The following is a 22,571-nucleotide window of genomic DNA, read 5'->3' on the forward strand; positions in this document are numbered from 1 at the left end:
AAGATCGTCTACTTGTAGTTAACAATTTTTCCAAAATCAGCTTTAAGGCTTGCTCCCCCTACTAATCCTCCGTCAATATTAGGCTGGGAGAAAAGCTCATTAGCACTGGCAGCTGTAACGCTTCCGCCGTACTGGATACGGATTGCCTCAGCCACTTCATTATCATATATCTCAGCAATGCACTGACGTATAGCCTTACATACCTCTTCTGCCTGCTGGGAAGTTGCTACCTTTCCTGTTCCTATGGCCCAGATTGGCTCATAAGCTATAACAGCCTTCTTAGCATCTTCCTTGCTAACATTAAGGAAGGCAATCTTAATCTGCTGGCGAACAAAATCTATAGTAACACCTTGTTCTCTTTGCTGTAAAGATTCACCACAGCAGATAATGGGAGTTAATCCGTGTTCAAATGCCTTTAAAACTTTTTTATTAACTGTCTCATCGGTTTCATTAAAATATTCTCTTCTTTCAGAATGCCCAATAATAACATATTTTACGCCAACTTCTGTAAGCATATTGGGGGCAATCTCACCGGTGTATGCACCACTTTCTTCAAAGTACATATTCTGCGCACCGATTTCAATATTTGTTCCCTTAACTGCCTCTATGGCAGGAATTAAGCTTATGGCAGGTACACAAAATACCACATCAGCATCATTTGAAGCTACTAAGGGCTTTAATTCATTTATTAATGCAACTGCTTCACTAGGTGTTTTATTCATCTTCCAATTGCCTGCTATTATTTTTCTACGCATAATATCCTCCTATAATCCTTTATAATATATTACCTTTATACTAAACTTTATTGGGCTTATAATATCTAACTAGTCTTAAAATTACGACATACTTGATTGTAGCAAGCTTTTCCGAAAAATACAATACTTATTCCGGAATAGCTTGCTACTATAAGTTTTACTTATATTCTTTTTACCTATTTATCGTTAGCTGCTGCAACTCCCGGAAGCTCTTTACCCTCTAAGAATTCTAAGGAAGCTCCGCCACCGGTAGATATATGGGTCATTTTATCACCATAGCCCAGCTGATTTACAGCCGCTGCAGAATCTCCTCCACCGATAATGGTAGTTGCATCTATTTCTGCCAAAGCCTCGGCTACTGCCATGGTACCCTTTGCAAAGTTAGGCATTTCAAATACACCCATAGGTCCGTTCCATACTACGGTCTTAGCATCTTTAATTGCATCTGCAAAAAGCTTTCTGGTCTCTTCACCTATATCAAGTCCTTGCCAGCCCGGCTCAATTCCTCCACGTTTAACTGTCTTAAATTCTGAGTCATTGGAGAATTCCTTGGCTACAACTGTGTCTACAGGAATTAATAATTTAACTCCTTTTTCTTTTGCTTTTTCTAACATTTCCTTAGCATAGTCAAGATAATCTTCTTCCAATAGGGAGTTACCTACTTCTTCTCCCTGAGCTTTCATGAAGGTATAGGCCATACCACCGCCTATAATTAATGTATCAACCTTATCAAGAAGATTATTGATTACAGAAATCTTACTAGATACCTTAGAACCACCAAGTATTGCTACAAAAGGTCTCTTAGGGTTATTAACTGCATTTCCTAAGAACTCAATTTCCTTCTGCATAAGGTATCCTACAACTGCAGTATCAACATATTTTGTAACACCCACATTGGAGCAATGGGCTCTGTGAGCTGTACCGAAGGCATCATTTACAAATACATCACAAAGGGATGCTAATTCCTTACTAAAGGTATCAATATTCTTTGTTTCTTCTTCTCTATAACGGGTGTTTTCAAGAAGAACAACATCCCCGTCCTTCATAGCTGCTACTGCAGCCTTAGCATTGTCACCAACTACATTATCATCCTTTGCAAATTTTACTTCCTGACCTAAAAGTTCTGACAGTCTAACTGCAACAGGAGCTAAGGATAACTCTGGCTTAGGTGTGCCCTTTGGCTTACCTAGATGGGAGCAAAGAATAACCTTTCCTCCGTCATTTATTAGTTTTTTTAATGTAGGTAGGGCTGCTACCAGACGGTTCTCGTCTGTAATCTTGCCATCCTGTAGGGGAACATTAAAATCACATCTTACTAAAACTCGTTTACCTTTTACATTGATATCATCAACTGATTTTTTATTTAGCATGATTAATACTCTCCTTTCCTATCTATAAAATATAGATATGTAAAAAATCACTTACTCTAACTATTGTGATATGATTATTATTCTATTCAGTAAAGAAGGTCCGGCCCATTAACGACCGGACCCATCATGGATCAATTAAGCAAAAAGATTTATACTTATGCTAATTCAGCAAAATATTTGATTGTTCTTACCATGTTGCTGGTATAGGAATTCTCATTATCATACCAAGCTACAACTTTAACTAAGGACTTGTTGTCACCAAGATCCATAATCTTTGTCTGAGTAGCATCAAAGATTGAACCATAAGTGCTACCGATAATATCTGAGGAAACAATTTCATCCTCTGTGTATCCAAAGGAAGCATTAGCAGCTGCCTTCATAGCTGCGTTAACTTCTTCTTCTGTAACCTTTTTGTCACATACAGCAGTAAGAATTGTTAATGAACCTGTAGCAACAGGAACTCTTTGAGCAGCACCATCTAACTTGCCTGCTAATTCAGGAATAACAAGTCCGATAGCCTTTGCTGCACCGGTAGAGTTAGGAACAATATTAACTGCTGCTGCACGAGCTCTTCTTAAGTCACCTTTTCTATGAGGACCGTCTAATGTCATCTGGTCACCGGTATAAGCATGAATTGTCATCATGTAACCTTTTTCAATAGGAGCTAACTTATTCAAAGTATCTGCCATAGGAGCAAGACAGTTAGTTGTGCATGATGCAGCTGAAATAATTGTATCAGAAGCCTTTAAGATATTCTCATTAACACCGAATACTACTGTAGGAAGATCATTTCCTGCAGGTGCGGAGATAACTACTTTCTTAGCGCCGGCATCAATATGTGCCTGAGATTTTGCCTTGGATGCGAAGAAACCTGTGCACTCAAGAACAACGTCAACATCTAATTCTCCCCAAGGTAATTTGGAAGGATCTGCTTCGCTGTAAATTCTGATTTCTGTACCATCAACTACGATAGAATTTTCTTTAGCTACTACAGTATCAGCTTTTGCATATCTACCCTGAGCGGAATCATATTTTAATAAGTGTGCTAACATCTTAGCATCTGTTAGATCATTGATTGCTACAATTTCATAACCTTCTGCTCCGAACATCTGTCTGAAAGCAAGACGGCCGATACGACCAAAACCATTAATTGCTACTTTTACTGCCATGTTTGATTCCTCCTAATTGTTTAATTTATTATTACTGTTATAGACAGTAAATAAACTTGTTGTGAGAATAATCGATTTACTGATTGTCAATTTTTTCTCAATCATCATTTTACACAATTTAATACAAAATATCAAGAGTTTACTAATATTTTTATGGAATATTATGATAACCGTTATATTTTTAAGCTTTGTACATCTTTTTTTGTGCATTTTTTAGACTTAGTCAATTTCACTTTTCACATAGTTAGCTATATTAAGGGAATGGTCAGATATCCTCTCCAAGTTAATTAAGGCATCGATGAATACCACACCATTTTCAGAGGAGCATATACCATGGGAAAGCCTGTCTATATGTTTCTGTCTCAAATCATCCTTTAGCTTATCCACTATTTTTTCTAATTCCTTAACCTTCTTTACTAAATCAAGGCTTTCAGTTTCTCTAGCCCTTATGGCACACTCAAAAGAATCTATGGCAATATTACATATTTCTTTTAACTCATCATAAGCTTCCTCTGAAAGAAAAAGATCATTATTAACCTTTTCAACTGCAAGCTCAGCTAAGTTGTCCGCATGATCTCCGACTCTTTCTATATTGGAAACCGTATGAAAAAGGTTATTAATTACTTTATGCTGTCTTTCTGTTAAGGAAAGATTATTTATCTTAACCAAATAATCATTAATAACTTTTTGATGGGAGTCAATTACCTTTTCAACTTCAAATACTTTTTTAGCTTTTTCCTCATCATTATTTAATAGGGCATCTACTGCTACCTTTGCATTATTAAGGGTGATTTCTCCCATATGAACCACTTCTTTAATTGCATTTTGTACCGCAAAAGAAGGTGTTTCTAAAATACGATCATCTAGGTGTCTAAGTGTTATTTGTACTACATCTGTACTAGCTACTTCTTTAGAATCATCAATAAATATTCCGGAAAGCTTAACTAAAAAATTAGCAAAGGGGAATAAAATAATAGTATTGGTTAAGTTAAATACCGTATGGAACATTGATATCTGCGTACTGCTTATATTAGAGGCTGCAAAATCAGGCTGTATCCTAAATACAATAAACAAAATAACTCCAAATATAATTGCACCTATAGAATTAAAGAACAAATGTATTGCAGCTGCCCTTTTGGCTGTCTTACTGGCACCTACACTGGATAGTATTGCCGTAATACAGGTTCCAATATTCTGACCTAGGGTAATAAATATTGCAGATTGCCAATTAACTACTCCAGCCATAGCCAAGGTCTGTAAGATACCTACGGAAGCTGATGAACTTTGAATTATAGCAGTAACTGCCGCGCCGGTTAACAAACCTAGTAATGGATTCTTGCCAAGCACAATAAATGCTGTTCTAAAAATGGAATCTTCTGCCTGAGCATATGGTTTTATAACATCTGACATGAATTTTAGACCGATAAAAAGTAATCCTAACCCAATAACAATATTAGCAATATTTCTCTTTTTTGCATCTTTACTTAAGAGTATAATAAATGAACCTATAGCAATTAGGACTGGTGCGAAAAAATCAGGTTTAAAAAGAGCACTCCATTCACTCATGGAAACAAGCCAAGAAGTTACTGTAGTTCCAACATTTGCTCCCATGATAATTCCGGTTGCTTGTATTAAATTCATTATTCCTGCATTAACAAAACCCACAACCATAACTGTAGTAGCTGATGAACTTTGAATAATACTAGTCACTACTACTCCCAGTAAAACTGCCATTAATCTGTTATTAGTCAGATAACCCAGTAGACGCTTCAGCTTATTCCCTGCAGATTTTTGTAATCCCTCTCCCATCATATTCATGCCGTAAAGGAACATTCCTAGACCTCCGGCAAAAACAAATATCAGTTCTAACAGTTCTAACTTACTCATCTTTCCTCCTAAAATTACTATGTATTTTTAGCATACGGGTCTAGGATAACATATTTTAAAATCTAGGTAAATTGATTTTTAAAACTTTACATAAACTTTACAAAACTTTATTACTATAAAATATAAAAATCCTGGATGGTCGACGAAAGTAACCATCCGGGATTTCATGTTTTCATTAGTATTTATTATATATTGTTAGACCTTAATTTATATTCGAGCCTTATTTTATCTGCAATCAAGGCTACAAATTCTGAATTTGTAGGCTTGCCTTTTCCGTTACTTACTGTATATCCAAATAACTCGTCTATAGTATCCATCTTTCCTCTGCTCCATGCTACTTCAATAGCATGACGAATTGCCCTCTCAACCCTACTTGGTGTAGTCTTATGCCGCTTAGCTATTGACGGATAAAGTAATTTTGTAATTGAATTAAGCATTTCAGCATCATTAACAGACATCATAATCGCATCCCGTAAGTACTGATAACCTTTAATATGTGCTGGAACTCCGATTTCATGAATTATATTTGTTACATCCGCCTCCAAATTTCTCTCCATATAATCACTCTTATTCTCATATGCACTGACTCTATGGCTATCTGTAAGCCTAGTATGGCTTTTTCTCTTAATCTGCTTAATTCTTGACAATACTACGTTACTATCAAATGGCTTCATGATATAATAATTTGCCCCTAATTCAAATGCACTTTCTGTTACTCCTTCTTGTCCAATGGCTGTAATTATTATAAATGATGGATTCTTTTTAAATTCAGAATCTCTTCTAACCTTCTCCATAACTCCCAGCCCGTCCAATTTAGGCATAATCAAATCAAGTAAAACTACATCCGGCTTTTTTTCCTTAATCATGTCTAAGGCATCAATTCCATTTTCTGATTTACCTACTACTTCAATATCTGCATCTTCCTTCAATATATCTTCTAGTAGATTCACCATCCTTTCGTTGTCGTCAACTATCGCTACATTAATTTTGCTCATACTTCTTTCCCAACCTCCATTAATTATTTATTTTCTTCACCATATTGATATGTTTCATTATCCCCTTCTTGTATTTTGATTCACTGTATATATTTTAAAAACTTCACTATTTGTGATGTTTTATAACAAACTTTGTAATTCATGTGATTTATAGTACTATTATATATCTTTGATAAAAATGCGTCAATCATTTTGGGTACGGCAATATCACCAAATTATACCTGCTATTTTACCCCATTATTTATTAATATTTAACACAATTATCCATAATAGTCTATAAACCCCATAAATTCTACAAGCTATCAAAATACAGAATAGGAGATTCTGTGTAAATATTGTAAATATTTACCATAATTAAATTATAGCTATTACCATTTAAAGATTCAATTCTTTCTTGTCGCACCATTCGACAGTTAAAATTTGGTAAATTATGGAGATTGAATCAGTAACCACAATATTTTGTATAAGTGTTAAACATATGCCCTTAATCTGTTGTTGTATGCTTTGGAACTTCTTTACTTTTTATATTTTTTCGTCGACTTCTTTTTATAACAAAAGATTTGCTTATTCCAATTTATTTACCATGTTTTCAATAAATGTACCGTAGCCTTTAGTTGAATCCTGTATAAATACATGGGTTACAGCCCCAATTATCTTATTATCTTGGATAATCGGGCTTCCGCTCATACCTTGTACTATTCCTCCTGTTAAATCCAATAACCTTTCATCTGTAATTTTAATAACTAAGCCTTTGCTTTGATTAGAGTTACTCATATCCACCTTTTGAATATTAATTTCATAATCAGATAATTTACCGTCTACCATACAACGTATATATGCTTTACCTACTTTTACCTCCTGTTTAAATCCGATCTTTAAAGGTTTGAAATCTTCTTTCATCTTATATCTATGGTTAACAGTACCAAAGATCCCTTGATAAGTATTATCAGTAATACTACCTATTCTATTTTTTTCATTTTGCTTAATTATACCGATTAATTCTCCCGGTTCCCCTTCTTTTCCCTTTACAATAGACATTATATCTGCATCATAAATATTTCCCTCATCAATTTCCATAAGCTGACCTGTATCAATATCTGTAATACCATGTCCTAAGGCACCAAAATATCCATTGGTGGAAATAAAAGTTAGGGTACCGATTCCTTGAGTATCGTCTCTAATCCATGTACCTATTTTATAGTCCCCGTTTGCAGTTTTTGCCGGGGTAACTATAACATTAATAATTTCACCCCCACGCCTAACTGTAAGCTTAATATCCTTTCCTTCTGATTTCTGGATAGCTTCAATTAGTTCTTCCTTATATTTAACTTTCTTATCATTAATAGCAATAATATAATCACCGGATTTTAACTTATTATGAGCAGGTTCATAATTTAGACCATCAAAGCCGGTGATTCTTTTATTTCCCAGAACAAGGATACCGTCGGTTTCTACATTAATACCAATAGGAATTCCACAAGGAATTAAATCTACTGTTTCTATTACATCCAAGGATACACTTTTAAATTTAAACAAACCAAAAAGTTTTAAATTTATATTATATCTACCGGTTTTTGATGATTTCAGTGTAAATGGCTCATTAAGGTCAATATTGATTTGATTAGAAGGTACTTTAGTATCATTTACACTTATTACACCTATATCCTCTGTTTCTATGTTACCCTTAATGGGCATATTAAAACTAAAACTTTCATCTCTATCAACTAAAATTTTTATTTCATCAGGTATATTTCTTTCTATTTTATAAAGGCACAAAAAAATAAGACCAGCCAAACTTATTATCAAAAGGGATAATAATACCCTCTTGTATATCTTCTTTCTTCTCATCCTTACACACCTCAAGCTAATTTTTATTTTGTGTAAATATCCTTTTTGCATCACTATGTACAGTACTTCATATTATCTGTACTGTGTTAGGACTCTTTAAAGCTCCCAAAAAATCGAATAAAAAAAGGATATACATAGTATTGTATATCCTCGCTTTTGCTATTCAATTTTTCAGCTTTTACATTTTGTATTTTTTAGAAGATGAGGCCAGTTCCTTCATTTCTTTTGCATTTTCAAGAACCCGGTCAGTAATAACTGCACCACCTAAGATTCTTGCCAATTCTTCTATTATTTGATTTTCATTAAGCTCTCTAATATGAGTTTGAGTAGTCTTGCCATCTGTCTCTTTTTCAATAATAAAATGTGCGTCCGCCATGGCTGCAATCTGTGCCAGATGGGTTATACATATAATTTGATGATGCCTTGCAATTTCTGATAACTGTTCGGAAACCTTCTGTGCCGTTCTTCCGCTTATTCCTGTATCAATCTCATCAAAAATTAAGCTTTCAATCTCATCCTTTTCTGCCAGTACGGATTTTATTCCTAACATAATTCTTGAAAGTTCTCCTCCTGAAGCCACTTTAGATAAGGATTTCATTTCTTCACCGGGATTAGTGGAGATAATAAACTCAGCATCGTCATAGCCGTCAGCGGAATATGTACTGCTTCTTTCAAAGGTCATATCAAATTTAACATCTAAAAAGTTAAGAGAAATTAAAGCTTCTTTAATCTTAGCCGTAAGCTCCTTAGCCTTGCTTTTTCTTATATCCGATAATCTTTTTGATAAATCTTCTAACTCTTTTTCTTTCTCACTTAAAGAAGCTTTCAGTTTATCCATATATATATCGTAATCTTTATACTTTAAAAGTTTTTCCTCACATTCTTGGCAGTGCTTTATTATCTTCTCAATATCTGCTCCGTATTTCTGCTTTAAATGATTGATTAAATCCAAACGTTTTGTTACTTCATTTAATTCTTCTTCATAGTTATCCATGTCCGATAAGTACTGAGATAAATCCCTGTTAAAATCATTAAGCAGCTCTTCTACATCGGTGATTTGTCCAAGTAAACCATTTAGCTTTTCATCATATTCTACCAGCTTTGCCATTTGACGAACGGCCCTACCTATGTTATCTCCCGCTTCATTTATATTATAACCGGTTAAGTTATAAATTGTCTGTAAACCTTCAGAGATAGTATGGGCATTGGCATACTTTTTATATAAGGCCCCAAGTTCTTCATCCTCCCCGGAAGTTAGGGCGGCGCTTTTTATTTCATTAATTTCATATTCAAGGAAAGAAACTTCCCTAAGTCTTTGCTCCTCATCTATTCCTGCACTATCATATTCCTGCTTTAATCTTATGTAATCTTTATAACATATACTTAGTTCCTCCTTTAAGGAACCAAGCTCATCTTTGGCAAAACGATCTACAATTTCAAGATGTTTTGCTTTGTTTAACAGTGATTGGTGTTCATGCTGTCCATGAATATCTATAAGTAGTTGGGCAACGGAAGATATAATATTTCTTGTAACATTTTCACCGTTTAATTTATAAATACTGCGATTTGGCATGATTTTTCGGCTTATAATTACTAAATTATCTTCCATAGGTATATCAAAGCTATTCATAGCCTCAAAAACTGCCGGAGACTTTGTTTCAAAGACCAGCTCAACCAGAGCAAAGTCCGCTCCCTTCCGTATAATATCCTTAGATACTTTAGCTCCAAGAGCACAATTTATTGAATCAATGATGATGGATTTGCCTGCCCCGGTTTCTCCGGTCAGTATATTTAGATGATTCTTAAAATATATCTCTACTTCATTAATAATTGCAAAATTCTTTACATGTAGGCTAATAAGCAAATCGCACCCTCCTTAATAATGAATGACTACAGAAAATCTAAACATATGTTCTGAATGCATTTTATCATATGGGCCAAAATTTATCAATTGTTCTTTTATATCTAATAGTATTTTCGTTTATATATACAAGAAAAAGTTTTTAGATTATAAAAAATCCCAGAAAAATAAGGTTTTTCTGGGATTTATATGGTCTTATAAATTACTGCTTCCTATTTAATTTTCACAACTTTCAACTTACAAGTTAGCTTTCTTCCATTAACTGTTGCAGTAATAGTTGTAGTTCCTCTTGCCTTAGATATTATCTGCCCATTTCTAACTTCGGCTATTTTTGGATTGGCAACATCCCAAGTTACCCTTGAAGTGGCACCTTCTACTACTAAAGTATATCTGCTATACTGCTCCATAACCAAATTAGTAACATTAAGCCCGATAACCGTAACTTCAATTGTTGCAGTTTTTCCCGAATCCGTCATGGCTGTAATATAGGCCCTGCCGGTTGACTTAGCCTTAATCTTTCCTTTAGAATTTACACTGGCTACAGAGGAATTATCCGTACTCCAAGTTATAGTATCGTTAGAGTTTATTGGATTTAATACCGGCTTAACAGTTCTTTGTTCACCCTGTACCATGACTAACTTTTTATCAGATAGAACTATTGAAGTAGCAGGTACTCTTTTATGTACCGTAACTTGACATACCGCAATTTTTTCACTGTCATCCTGGGCAAGTGCCATAACAGTAACTGTACCTTCCTTAAGTGCAGTTATATATCCGTCCTCATCCACAATAACAATTCCTTCTTCACTTACTATCCAAATCGGATCCTTATATGTAGCATTCTTAGGCTCTACGGTTACCTTTATCCTCTTTTGTTCTCCAACTAACATACTAATATAACTTTTATCAAATTTTATTCTTGTCACCGGACGTACTACTTCAATTTCACAACTGGCCTCTGCCCCGCTGCCATCTAAAGCATATGCTGTAATAGTAGCAAAACCTATTTTATGTGCAGTAACTTTTCCTTTACTATTAACAGAAGCTACAGACTTGTTACTGGATACCCATCTGAATTTTTGATCTGTGATAATTTCATCATCTACCATTACAGAAAGAGTTACCGATTTCTTTAAACTAAGTCTATATTCATCATAATTAAGTTCCATAGAGGTTAGCCTTTGCCTTACGGTAACTACACAGCTGGCTGTATAGCCCCCGTCCTTTGTAGTACAGGTAATAATTGCAGTTCCTGCTGCCACCCCTTTTACTTGGCCCTTATCTGATACAGTTATAATATTGTTATTGGAACTTTTCCATTCCACATCTAGATTGGAAGCATCACTGGGAGTAACCGATACCTTAAGATCAAAGGTTTCTCCTACATAAATGGTCTTTTCAGAAAAGTTTAGAAGCAGACCTTTAACAGGTTCTTTTACTGTCACTTTAACATAGGACATACCTCCGGCTTCAGTCCGAGCAATAACAAAGGCTACACCGGCACCTTTTGCTGTTATCCTGCCCTTATCATCAACTACTGCCACCTTAGTATCACTGGATTCCCAAACCAAGTGTGAATCAGTTGCATTAGAGGGTATTAAGCTATACTCCAAATCATGTACCTGTCCTGTTACCAAATCAATTGAAGGTGAGGCAAATTTTATACCTTCTGCAATCTGCCTAACATTTACCGTACAATAAGCTGTATGGCCTCCGTCTATGGATTTTAACATAATAACAGTGGTGCCCACTTGCCTTGCAGTAACCCTTCCGGCAGCATCTACTGTAGCTACCCTGGTATTGGTTGATGACCATGTTACTGCATTTTTACTGGCATTAACAGGAAGTACTGTATATGTAAGCCTTTTTGACTGTCCCACATACATTGTAGTTTCCTTTTCATCCAAAGCCACACTGGCCACGGGGATTTCAATGCTTATATTACATAAGGCAGTCACTTCCGGATTATCAACCGATGTTGCAATAATGGTCACTTCACCGGGTTTTAATAATGTTACAAGTCCGTTATCATTTACCCTGGCTATCTGGGTATTGGATGAGGTCCACTTAATAGCTTTGTTTTGTGCATTTTCAGGATAAACAATAGCCCTTAACTGAATACTCTTTGCTTGTAAGTTAATAGTAACATTGGTATCGGATAATTTAATACCGGTTACCGGCTGACGTACAGTTATATGACTGTAGCCTACCACTATATTATCTTCATTAATTGCTGATAATACAGCATTTCCGCCGGATACACCCTGTACTGTCACGGTAAGGGGATTTTCTTCGATAATTTTAACCACCTTATCGTTTGATGACTTCCATTTAAGTCTTACACCGCTTAAATTTTTTGGGCTAATGGAAGCATGAAATGTTTTATATTCCCCAATAGCCAGATTTACCTCCGACGGATCCACAGTTATATTAGTTACCGATTGCTGTACCGTTATCTCGCATCTGGCTCTTTTTACAACACCCTGTATGGTCTGCTGTGCTGTAATAATTGCAACTCCGGGTCTTAGGGCTGTTACTAAACCGTCTTCTACCTTGGCGATATTTGGGGCATCACTGCTCCAAACAATCGGTACTGTAGGATCGGTTACAGTAGCATGTAATAGCAGTGTTCCATTTGTAAATAGTTTTGCTTCAGTAGCACTTAAAGAAATTCCGTCTATTACTGTTACATTTATAAACTTATCCCCTACAAAAACCGAATCATTGTCATATAAATTTGATGAAGTCTTATATACAAGACGTATGGTTGTTTTGCCTTTCTTTCTGGCTGTAATCACACCGGTAGTATGATTAACATGGGCAATATTAGAACCACCGGCTTCTTCATAATAAAATTCAAATATCCCAATGTCTGGAATGTTGGAATTATCAGCAATATTATATGTATCCCCAACGGTCATAACGATATTTTCATCACCTAAATATATAGGGACTATTATCTTCATATATGCATAAGGGGCATTGGTATTAGTGCTGTATTTTTCATTGGCAAATGCATATATTTCGTATGTACCTGCTTTTACATTACTAAATGTTACACTTTGGCTGTTCTCACTTATGGAATAATTTAGCTTATTACTTGTAGGAGACAACTTTTTATTGTTACTGGCATCATATACCTCCCACTTTAAGTTTGTTCCATAAGTCGCATTGGATTCTATAACAAAGTTACTGGGTACACCCTCAGCCGGTGTAAAATTCTTATCACTATTACCGGAATGCTTAACAATCTTGTTACCTTCTATATCATCATAGGCTAAGGTAAATGAAGGAGCTACCACCACCCTCATGGATATGGATAAGGATTTATCATTTGATGACATGGTATCGGAAGTTACGGTAATTTGCGCACTACCGCCTCCTACAGCCTTTACCTTACCTGTTTCATCAACCGTTACCACACTTTCATTATCGCTTTCCCAAGTTACTAAAGATGCTGATACAGCACCTCCTGTAACAGGGTCTGTCTCTCCTTCAGGAGTATAATCCACATATTTTAAATATATCTGCTTTGGAGGATCATCTACATTATCGATAATTAATATTCTTTCATTAGTGGTTGTTGCAGTGGTCATGCCGGTCTTTTGATAGTCAAATTCCAAGTTGACTTTTACCAGGCAACTTAGGGTATATGTATAGTTCTCATGCTTAACTACTGCAGTAATAGTAGAAAAACCCGGTCCTTTCCTTACCATTTTAACGAAATTAGAACCTTCTGCAGTAGATTCTAGTGTTACAACCCCCGGTTCAGAGGAAACCCATTTTACTTCAGTATTAGGTTCCCATGTTCCTGCGGTTATATGTAGCAGAACTTCTCTACTTTTCATCTCATATTCTGTTCCCGCTTTTTTCTGCTGTCCGTTAAAGACAAAATAATATTCATCCGGCCTTATAACTTCCGAAGAATGGGCTGTATTGCCGGACATTAAAAATATTACAGTTGTTAATAAAATACAGATAGATAGTAAACCTATTCTTTTTGTCCTTGTCATGTGTAACCTCCTATAATTCGGCTTATCCTATAAAATATATCGGTTAAACTATTGTTATTCCTTAGTAATTTATACAAAAATTATAAATGTAATCTTTGGCACTTATGTGTCATTTAGCCATTATAGTATAAAGATGGCCGTTACATGATTTTCCTGTAAAACCATAATTATGAAACGACCATATTAGCTATAATTAAATTATTTTATATTGATGTAAATTTTCGATATTTTTCCTTTTTGAAGCGGTAGATAAAGCAGGCGGAACGAAAGACCCAGTCTATTGTCATGGCAATCCATACTCCTAATACTCCCATATCAAATACAATAGCCAATATATAACTAAAGCCTATCCTCCACATCCACATGGAAAACATAGATACCCACATGGTGAACTTAACATCACTGGCCGCCCTTAAGGCATTGGGCAAGGAAAATGATGGAGGCCAGAAGAAGGTAGACAAGATACAATGATAAAGCATCAGGGTGGATGCTATATCTGCCGTAACATCACTGACCTTATATAGCTTTAAGATTACAGGTATCAAAAATATAATCAGTATATTGAGCCCGGCCATAACTAAATGAGTAATCTTCATCAATTTTTTGGTATATAACTTAACTCCGTCATAATACCCCGCTCCCACACATTGACCTACTACTGTTATTAAGGCAAGTCCCACGGCTGATCCGGGAAGAACTCCAAAGCCGCCTATATTACTTGCAATGGAATTGGCGGTAATAGCCGATGTACCCAGTCCCGCCACAATACCTTGAACCAAAATCTTACCTATCTGAAATACACTATTTTCCATACCGTTTGGTATACCGATTCTTAAGATACGCTTTATCATTACCATATTGGGCCTATATTTTAAGATATTAACTATGTGAATTGGCATATCCTTATTCATAAGCAGAATAAACATAACCACAGCTGAAAAAATTCTTGATACTAAAGTCGGAATTGCCGCACCGGCTACCCCCATCTTAAAGCCAAAAATCAAGATGGCATTACCAGCAACATTAATAACATTGGCAATAATAGAAACAATCATGGATATCTTTGAGTTTCCCATGGAGCGAAACAAGGCTGCACAAGCATTATAAACAGCAATAAAGGGATAGGATAAAGCTGAATAAAAAAAGTAGATTCTAGCATTTCTCATAACATCTGCTTCCACTTTACCAAATAAAAAACTTAATATCATATTTCGTCCTGCCAATGTAACAATCATAATTATAATTGATAACGCCAAATTAGATACTATAAGCTGCTCTCCTGCAAGGGAGGCATTCTTTTCTTTTTTTTGTCCCAGAAACTGCGATGATACTACAGCCCCTCCTGTTGCAATAGCACTAAATAATCCGATAAGAAGAAAATTAATGCTATCTACAATAGAAACACCTGATACCGCCGCTTCTCCGACCCTAGCCACCATAATACCATCGGCCATACCAACGGTAACAGCCAGTATCTGCTCAATTATCAAGGGAATAATTAATTTTAGTAAGTCTTTGTTAGTAAACATTTAATCGCTCCTAAGTCTTTTCTAGTCTAGTTTTATTTGATGTTTTTAAAGTCAAAAAAGGGGCGCCACTAAAATTAGTTTGGCTGCCCCCTATAGTTTATATTAAGGTGAGCATATTTAGCTTAGTCTAATTAGTTAAAAAAGTTAAATCCCATAGTATCTCCTGTACCTACAGTAACATGGGCCGGTTCTGCATGGTAATAACTTGTGTTGATTTTTTTTCTACTTACCTCTACACCATTTTCATAAACTATTTTGTATAACTCTGCTTGATAACCTTTTATCGGATATTGGGTGATTTCTCTATAATATCTCGGTTTGGTAGGATCTTCTGTTATTTTTTCTTCTGAGGGAGGTTCTATCTCCTTTATAATCTTATTTTCAAATTTTATTGTCCTTTTATCCAAATCCCTGGTCTCATGTCCCCATATTCGGAATGTAAGTTTATCATTTTCACAAAATGCTTCAACTAAAATAGGCATTTTACTACTATTTCTAAATCTAAAATTCTTAGCTCCTTCTGCTATGGCAGCATCAAAGGCCAAGTCCACATAGGATACTGTCATGGAGTGAGCATATCTTTCTACCACTTCCATTTCAGCAAGCAAAACTGCATTATATAAGGTAGTGACCACCTGGCAGGCACCGCCCCCTATACTTTGTATGATTTCTCCCGACCTATAGGCCGATGCTTCATAATAACCGTTACTGGCTGTAAATGGAAGCAAATAAGAATATGCAGAGAAAATCTCACCGGGATAAAGAAGGGCATTATTAATCAATCTGGCACCGTTAGCTACATTGGCCGCCCTACCATCAGTAGAATTTCTTATACTTGTACTAAATTCACCAAGAATTGAAGTGCATTTTTGAAGAGACTCCTTAGTAAAGTCCGGTTCAACATCCTTCATAATTACCTTCACTTCAAAATCATTACGATCCCAGTTATCTAATATTTCTTTAATGGATGAAACTGTCTCCTCTACTTCTACCTTGCTACCTAATTTATGATCTGTATACACAAACTTGCCATTCTTTCTGCTAAAGGAAGCATTTTTAGGGGCTACTTCATATTTTTTAGCCTCTAGCTCAACAAAGTTTCTAACCTTGTCCTCATCATATGTATATGTTAAAGGATATACCTTGTTGTGATATTCAATATCTTTATTGTCCTTATATCTTTTAATTAGATTTCCTGATTTACCAAATCTAATAGCCTCTTTGATATATTTTATATAATCTTTTGTTTCATATGTATAACCTAGCTCTCCCATGGTAGTAGTGATTTTATCATCTCCTACCACTATACTTACGCTTTTGCTGCGAAGCTCATTGATATGATTTTTTAGGGCCTCCTTAGCTTCAAGGGCAGTCATGCCTCCAATATCAACCGTATCGATAAAAACCCCTTTACATATGGTATTCTTCTTCTCATTATTTTCATTAGCATATGTAAGTTTTGGGCTAGGTAAAAAAACTAAAGCAAATAACATTAAAATTATCGAGACTATAGATTTTTTTACATTTATCATTCTATCACCTCTTAAAAGATCAAAAACATTCCATTTACTCCGTTTCATATGTAATTAAGGATATAAGACAAAAAAGTAGATACTACTTATGTTTATATACAAGTAGTCTCTACTATCTTATCATAATTTGTCAATTAATCAAGGGATTTAAAATAAATGTAATCTCTTGTTACTTTTTTGTAATTTATGCCTCATCCTTAAGCATCCACCATCTTATGGCCCAAAGGAAGGTTGCAATTAGTCTAAGGATAAAGATTATCCAAAATATTATATGAAAGGCCCTAAGGTCTCCGCCAAGCTTTTGATAAATAGCAACTCCTACCAGGGGCATAATACCGTTAGAAAGCATAACCAAGCTTGTATATATAGAAATATTCAAAGTTTTATTTCTTTCCGGTATTACCTGAAGCAAACACTGAAGAATATTCAATGATGTTGTAGCCAAGGTAATATTAAATATTGTATTTAAAATTAGGAAAATCAACTTAGCATGGGCTGAATTTATACTGGTTGAGATAATCATACCCACCGGACATAAAGCAAGCCCAAGACTTCCAAATATAATGGCAAATCTTACCCCTTGTTTTGAATTAATCTTACTCCATATACCCATGGTTAAAAATTGAATCAAGGCATTTCCTATATTCACATAGCTTAACCATGCCTCATTCATTCCAAGATACTGAGTCTGCCCGATAAAGTATAAGGTCCAGTCCATATGCCATGTCATGTAGAAAAATAGGGCAACACTAACAAAACCTAAGAATTTTCTGTTACCAGCCAAATCAACAAAAGCCTTTTTTATATCCTTTATACTAAACTTTTTATTTTGCTGTGCAGATTTACCGGGTATTTTCTTAAGAACCAAAATCTGAAGCATTAAAAGGACAGCCCCCACCCACAAAAAAATCTGATGTATACGAATCTTATCAGCATTAGTAGGTGCTGATGACAGTAGTGCTCCTCCCATCAGGGTAATAGTTATTCCAATTAAAAAAGACAGGCCGGATCTTACAGCCAAAACACTATTTCTTCCGTTTGGATGAACCACATCAGAAAAATAGGCCTGCCAAGATATATTATATATGGTCATGGGAGCTGAAGATAAAGCTAGTAAAATTAAAAAACCCCCCAACTGATTAAAGCTTAGGGCCGGAACAAAGCCAATAAGTGTATAAATACAAGCTACAGCAAATAAAGCTGAAGTTACCATATCACGCTTATTTTTTAAGCAATCTGTAAGAATACCTCCCGGAATCAAGATAATCATTCCTACCAGCTGTGGGAGTATAGTTACAAGTCCTAATTCATAATCCCCTGCCCCTAATCTGGTAGCCATTAGATTATTATGGCTTCCAACCAAATTATTGATTAGGGTAATTAAAATTCCCTCATATGTAAAAAGCCTCATAACTTTGTTTCTGGGGGAGGTTAAGGAGTTAATAGCATGAGGAAGTCTTACATTAAAAATATACTTAATCATGTTCTTCATATTTTATTAGTCTCATCCTTCTAAACAATAATGATATAGCTAGAAGCTAGTATAACACCTGAAATACAGTATTTCAATCCTAATAAAATTACCAAAATTCACTATTGATATATTCTTAACGTTAAATTAAATTATAATAAGGTTGTAAAAAAAAATTATAAAAATTATTTAACAAAGAAAGGACATTAAAAAATGAAAATTTTAAAAAGCAAGAAATTTTTGGTATTTTTATTGGCATTATTTATTTTTGCAGGAGCTACAAAGGCTTATGCCTCTGGAGAAATAAAAGGTAATATTATTGCTCATATAAAAAATGCGCTTTCTTCTAACACAGAACATATTCTTAAATCTGCAGAAGAAGAAATGGATAGAATTAGAGCTGAAAAATCTAAGGAAATTAAAGACTATATAAACGATGTTAGAACACGAATCAATGCTGAGTTAGAAGCACATAAAAACAATGAAATTACCAGAGCAGAACAAGAGTTAGATACTTATATAAACGAATATAAAACCCAAATAGACACAATCGCAACTAGCGAAAAAGAAAATATTGAAAAAAATATAACAGACCAGGTAAACAATGATATTAAGGAAATCGAAAAAAGCCTAGAAAAAGATATTGATGATTACCTAAAAGAATTAAGTAAAAATGAACAGCATCAATAAATGTAATAAATCCTGCATTTGTTTTATCTTCATATAACAAATGCAGGATTATTATCAGTTTATATCCGGATATTCATACAACCAATTGTCACCATCATATTCTTTAATCTGTTTTATTAATTTATCAAGATAGGCTTTTACATATTCATTATCTTCCTGGGCAAACCATAAGTTAGACTGACCAAAACCAAAGGCTGCACCGGAGGTCTTTTTAGGAACAGACCATTTATTATATAGACTTCTTTCCCTTCTGGGAAGTAAAACACAGTTTTTAGCTAAGGCTATGGCATTATAATCTTGAATATATAAGTTATCATCATCGGGAATATGAGACGGAAATTCCATCTGCTGATAATACCTATAGACAGTAGCATATTTGTACCAGCCTACTACTGTTATAAAATTATGGGCCGGATGTTTTGCGCAGTATATAACTAAAACATCTTCCACAGAGTCTTTACTATTATATTCTTCACATCCCTTGATCTTTTCAATATGTAACTGTTTGTTTTTTACTTTTAAATTTTGTGTTTCAACAAACCCCAGGCAATAAGGCTCAGTACCTCCCTCTATTTCAACCGCTTCAAAATTATACTTTTCTAGGGCATCACCGGTCTGCTTAAAATAATCTCCCCCTCCCACTGGCATGTCAACGCCTTCATATATTCCTTTATAATAATCCAACCATGCAATGTTACAGAACAGTAATTTCATTTCCTTGCCTCCTTGGATAATTGATTATAAAAAACGAGCAATCAGAATTACTCTAATTGCTCCGTTTATTCAGATTTTAATACTTAATGTCTCCCCTACATATCCCACTTTTGTTATTTTATCATTTCATCTAGCAAGTCAAGGATTTTGTTAAATCTTGATGTCAATAAAATCAAGCTTGAGCAACATTTGGAACTTTTAAATTATGACATTCTTTTAAAATATTAAATCTGTAACATAAATTTTTCTATACTAAAATACAGTATATCATAATTTTATTCTAAATTCAAGATTTCCAGTATAATGATTTGCTAATTTTAGTATTTATTGTTACTAGCTGCTAATTGTTTTGAAATAGTCATATTTTAAATACCCTTTTGAACTTAATTTATAATTATATAATAAGCCATAAGGATAGTTTTAAATAAATTTATAAAAATAGTTTTTATACAACATAAAAAATATCCCTCCAGCATATTTGTCACTATAATATACTAGGGGGATAAATTTATATTACTGGTTTCCTACAAATACTACTTACTCATCCCAGTTATGATATACCTGCTGTACATCATCATCTTCATCTAGAAGATCTAGGATTCTATTCATACTCTTTATATCCTGTTCATCGGTAAGTTCTACCCAGGTCTGAGGTATCATGGTAACTTCAGCCTGTACCATAGGGATACCTTCTTTTTCAAGACTTTCTCTTACTTCACTAAATGAATCCGGATCTGTAATAATTTCAAAACTGTCATCTTCTTCTATAAAATCCTCAGCACCTGCATCCAGTGCTAAAAGCATCAGATTATCGGAAGCCATAGTGCATTCTTCTTTATCAATTATAATCTGACCCTTTCTATCAAACATAAAAGATACGCATCCGGTGGTACCTACATTACCTCCACCCTTAGTAAATGCATTTCGTACATTGGCAGCTGTTCTATTTTTATTATCGGTTAAGGCTTCCACGATTATAGCGGTTCCGTTAGGTCCGTATCCTTCATAAGTTACCTGTTCATAATTGACTGAAGCAGAATCTCCTGCTGCTCTTTTAATGCTTCGTTCAATAGTGTCATTGGGCATATTGTTGGCTTTTGCTTTGGCAATAGCATCCCTTAATCTGCTGTTAATATTGGGATCAGGTCCACCCTCTTTTACTGCAACCGCCAATTCACGGCCAAGTTTGGTAAATATTTTACCCTTAGCTGCATCATTTTTTTCTTTTTTATGTTTAATATTTGCAAACTTTGAATGTCCAGCCATATTAACTCTCCTTAATTACAAAATAATAAATGAATTTTTAATATATAAACTTTTCAATATATAAACTAGTATAAATTATGTATTCGGAATAGATAAATCTATTCCACATTATTAATAATCTTACTAAGCTTCTCCATAACAGATACGGTTTCCTCAGCTGTTCTAATGGCACACATAATTGTATCGTCTCCTGCAATACATCCTACGATGCTGTTCATCTGAAGCGCATCTAAGGCGGCTGCCACAGCCATTGCCATTCCTGATACAGTCTTAATAACTAAGATATTCTGAGCCATATCCATGGATAAAAAGCCTTCCCGCAGTACTCGGGTATATTTCTCACTAAGCCCCGGCTCTGTCTTTTGAATTGCAATATATTTTTGCCTGCCACCGTCCATGGCCACTTTGGTCAGCTTAAGTTCCCTTATATCCCTAGATACCGTTGCCTGCGTTACATTATAACCTTCCTTCATTAACCATTCAGTTAATTCTTCCTGGGTTTCAATATCATACTTACTAATTAACTCAAGAATTTTGCTTTGTCTACTTAATTTCATACTATTTACCAGTGCCTTTCTTAATTAAAAATTTAAATTTCATCACAATTATTAATAAGCTTAGAACGTAAAATTTCATATATACTGGTCTGGTTCAATCGAATCAATTTAGTACTATACGGTGCCTTTTTAATCAAGATCTTATCTTCTGTTTCAAGGTCAATGACATTCTGGCCGTCAAATACAGCAACAGCTTCATCATGCTGGGCTTTTTTACTTTTCTTAACTACAACTTTAATTGTATCCTCTGCCGATACAACTACGCTTCTGGGACTTAAGGAATGAGGACAAATTGGGGTAACAACCATAACATCAGCATTAGGCATTATAATGGGTCCCCCCGCAGCTAAATTATAAGCCGTAGAGCCGGTAGGAGTAGAGATTATAACACCGTCTCCCCTATAATCATCTACAAGCTGATCATTTACATAAATTTGTACCTTTATTACTCCTGAAAAACCTTTTCTTGATATAACTATATCATTTAAAACGTATCCCTTAAAGTTTTTATTATCATCAGGAGGTTTATCCTTAGAAGGCAGAAATTCTCCTTGGAGCATTATTCTGTTCTCAATTTCATAATCATCTTCAAATAATCTATTAAGAGCCTCCGATATGTGCTTTTTTTCTATCTCTGCAAGAAAACCTACAGTACCTAAATTAATACCAAGAATGGGAATGGGTATATCCATATCCAGCAAATGAGTTGCACAATGAATTATTGTACCATCGCCCCCTAAGACAATGGCACATTCTGCCTCAAGGTCACGAAATTTTTCTTTATTATTCTCTAAATTTAGGGTCCCGGTAATCGCCATTTTTCTTCCTGAGGCTTCAACAAGCTGGGCAATCTGCCTGGTAACTAAATTATCTCTGTCTTTATTCTCATTTGTTATAATCAAAAATCTGTCCAT

Annotated in this window: 16 protein-coding genes; 1 reads left to right on the plus strand and 15 read right to left on the minus strand. The window is 34.8% G+C overall.

What is annotated here, in order from left to right:
* Positions 1–8: 8 nt before the first annotated feature.
* From tpiA to SD1D_RS08555, 11 genes are all read right to left on the minus strand, one after another.
* Positions 9–758, minus strand: coding sequence for a triose-phosphate isomerase (tpiA, locus tag SD1D_RS08505; protein WP_058258515.1), 750 nt, complete (start codon positions 756–758; stop codon positions 9–11).
* Between the two features lie 173 nt (positions 759–931).
* Positions 932–2,125, minus strand: coding sequence for a phosphoglycerate kinase (locus tag SD1D_RS08510; RefSeq protein WP_058258516.1), 1,194 nt, complete (start codon positions 2,123–2,125; stop codon positions 932–934).
* A gap of 155 nt (positions 2,126–2,280) precedes the next feature.
* Positions 2,281–3,294, minus strand: coding sequence for a type I glyceraldehyde-3-phosphate dehydrogenase (gene gap / locus SD1D_RS08515; RefSeq protein WP_058258517.1), 1,014 nt, complete (start codon positions 3,292–3,294; stop codon positions 2,281–2,283).
* A 219-nt stretch (positions 3,295–3,513) separates the two neighbouring features.
* Complete coding sequence (locus tag SD1D_RS08520) at positions 3,514–5,181, minus strand: Na/Pi cotransporter family protein (protein ID WP_058258518.1); 1,668 nt, start codon at positions 5,179–5,181, stop codon at positions 3,514–3,516.
* 185 nt (positions 5,182–5,366) lie between these two features.
* Entirely contained in the window at positions 5,367–6,176 is an 810-nt protein-coding gene (gene spo0A, locus SD1D_RS08525) for a sporulation transcription factor Spo0A (protein ID WP_058258519.1), read from the minus strand.
* A 564-nt stretch (positions 6,177–6,740) separates the two neighbouring features.
* Entirely contained in the window at positions 6,741–8,024 is a 1,284-nt protein-coding gene (gene spoIVB, locus SD1D_RS08530) for a SpoIVB peptidase (protein ID WP_058258520.1), read from the minus strand.
* Positions 8,025–8,202: 178 nt separating this feature from the next.
* Positions 8,203–9,888, minus strand: a complete 1,686-nt coding sequence (gene recN, locus SD1D_RS08535; RefSeq protein WP_058258521.1) for a DNA repair protein RecN — start codon at positions 9,886–9,888, stop codon at positions 8,203–8,205.
* A gap of 209 nt (positions 9,889–10,097) precedes the next feature.
* On the minus strand, positions 10,098–13,898 hold the full coding sequence (locus SD1D_RS08540; protein ID WP_058258522.1) for an Ig-like domain-containing protein: 3,801 nt from the start codon (positions 13,896–13,898) through the stop codon (positions 10,098–10,100).
* Positions 13,899–14,101: 203 nt separating this feature from the next.
* Positions 14,102–15,427 carry an MATE family efflux transporter gene (locus SD1D_RS08545; RefSeq protein ID WP_058258523.1) on the minus strand — a complete coding sequence of 442 codons (1,326 nt, stop codon included), beginning with the start codon at positions 15,425–15,427 and terminating at the stop codon, positions 14,102–14,104.
* Between the two features lie 131 nt (positions 15,428–15,558).
* A complete protein-coding gene (locus SD1D_RS08550) occupies positions 15,559–16,959 on the minus strand; it encodes a VanW family protein (protein ID WP_058258524.1) in 1,401 nt (466 codons plus the stop codon).
* 184 nt (positions 16,960–17,143) lie between these two features.
* Positions 17,144–18,451, minus strand: a complete 1,308-nt coding sequence (locus SD1D_RS08555; RefSeq protein ID WP_058258525.1) for an MFS transporter — start codon at positions 18,449–18,451, stop codon at positions 17,144–17,146.
* 192 nt (positions 18,452–18,643) lie between these two features.
* On the opposite strand from SD1D_RS08555, the gene SD1D_RS08560 reads away from it, so the two are divergent.
* The gene (locus SD1D_RS08560; RefSeq protein ID WP_058258526.1) at positions 18,644–19,120 is read left to right on the plus strand and encodes a hypothetical protein; all 477 of its coding nucleotides are present in this window, start codon (positions 18,644–18,646) and stop codon (positions 19,118–19,120) included.
* A 54-nt stretch (positions 19,121–19,174) separates the two neighbouring features.
* On the opposite strand, the gene SD1D_RS08565 is transcribed toward SD1D_RS08560, so the two are convergent.
* The 4 genes from SD1D_RS08565 to SD1D_RS08580 all read right to left on the minus strand — a co-directional run bounded on the left by SD1D_RS08565 (position 19,175) and on the right by SD1D_RS08580 (position 22,571).
* Entirely contained in the window at positions 19,175–19,834 is a 660-nt protein-coding gene (locus SD1D_RS08565; RefSeq protein WP_058258527.1) for a hypothetical protein, read from the minus strand.
* 537 nt (positions 19,835–20,371) lie between these two features.
* The gene (locus SD1D_RS08570; RefSeq protein WP_058258528.1) at positions 20,372–21,100 is read right to left on the minus strand and encodes a YebC/PmpR family DNA-binding transcriptional regulator; all 729 of its coding nucleotides are present in this window, start codon (positions 21,098–21,100) and stop codon (positions 20,372–20,374) included.
* Between the two features lie 98 nt (positions 21,101–21,198).
* Positions 21,199–21,657: an arginine repressor gene (argR, locus tag SD1D_RS08575; RefSeq protein ID WP_058258529.1), complete on the minus strand. Its 459-nt coding sequence runs from the start codon at positions 21,655–21,657 to the stop codon at positions 21,199–21,201.
* Positions 21,658–21,689: 32 nt separating this feature from the next.
* The gene (locus SD1D_RS08580; RefSeq protein WP_058258530.1) at positions 21,690–22,571 is read right to left on the minus strand and encodes an NAD(+)/NADH kinase; all 882 of its coding nucleotides are present in this window, start codon (positions 22,569–22,571) and stop codon (positions 21,690–21,692) included.

It is taken from the genome of Herbinix luporum, assembly GCF_900070325.1.
Taxonomy (GTDB): domain Bacteria; phylum Bacillota; class Clostridia; order Lachnospirales; family Lachnospiraceae; genus Mobilitalea; species Mobilitalea luporum.

What these genes read in the sequence shown, in the direction of transcription:
- SD1D_RS08560 (WP_058258526.1), top strand. Translation starts at nt 18,644, where the DNA reads ATGAAAATTTTAAAAAGCAAGAAATTTTTGGTATTTTTATTGGCATTA.
- SD1D_RS08540 (WP_058258522.1), bottom strand. Translation starts at nt 13,898, where the DNA reads ATGACAAGGACAAAAAGAATAGGTTTACTATCTATCTGTATTTTATTA.
- SD1D_RS08520 (WP_058258518.1), bottom strand. Translation starts at nt 5,181, where the DNA reads ATGAGTAAGTTAGAACTGTTAGAACTGATATTTGTTTTTGCCGGAGGT.
- SD1D_RS08550 (WP_058258524.1), bottom strand. Translation starts at nt 16,959, where the DNA reads ATGATAAATGTAAAAAAATCTATAGTCTCGATAATTTTAATGTTATTT.
- SD1D_RS08565 (WP_058258527.1), bottom strand. Translation starts at nt 19,834, where the DNA reads ATGAAATTACTGTTCTGTAACATTGCATGGTTGGATTATTATAAAGGA.
- spo0A (WP_058258519.1), bottom strand. Translation starts at nt 6,176, where the DNA reads ATGAGCAAAATTAATGTAGCGATAGTTGACGACAACGAAAGGATGGTG.
- spoIVB (WP_058258520.1), bottom strand. Translation starts at nt 8,024, where the DNA reads ATGAGAAGAAAGAAGATATACAAGAGGGTATTATTATCCCTTTTGATA.
- SD1D_RS08570 (WP_058258528.1), bottom strand. Translation starts at nt 21,100, where the DNA reads ATGGCTGGACATTCAAAGTTTGCAAATATTAAACATAAAAAAGAAAAA.
- SD1D_RS08545 (WP_058258523.1), bottom strand. Translation starts at nt 15,427, where the DNA reads ATGTTTACTAACAAAGACTTACTAAAATTAATTATTCCCTTGATAATT.
- SD1D_RS08555 (WP_058258525.1), bottom strand. Translation starts at nt 18,451, where the DNA reads ATGAAGAACATGATTAAGTATATTTTTAATGTAAGACTTCCTCATGCT.
- argR (WP_058258529.1), bottom strand. Translation starts at nt 21,657, where the DNA reads ATGAAATTAAGTAGACAAAGCAAAATTCTTGAGTTAATTAGTAAGTAT.
- SD1D_RS08580 (WP_058258530.1), bottom strand. Translation starts at nt 22,571, where the DNA reads ATGGACAGATTTTTGATTATAACAAATGAGAATAAAGACAGAGATAAT.
- SD1D_RS08510 (WP_058258516.1), bottom strand. Translation starts at nt 2,125, where the DNA reads ATGCTAAATAAAAAATCAGTTGATGATATCAATGTAAAAGGTAAACGA.
- gap (WP_058258517.1), bottom strand. Translation starts at nt 3,294, where the DNA reads ATGGCAGTAAAAGTAGCAATTAATGGTTTTGGTCGTATCGGCCGTCTT.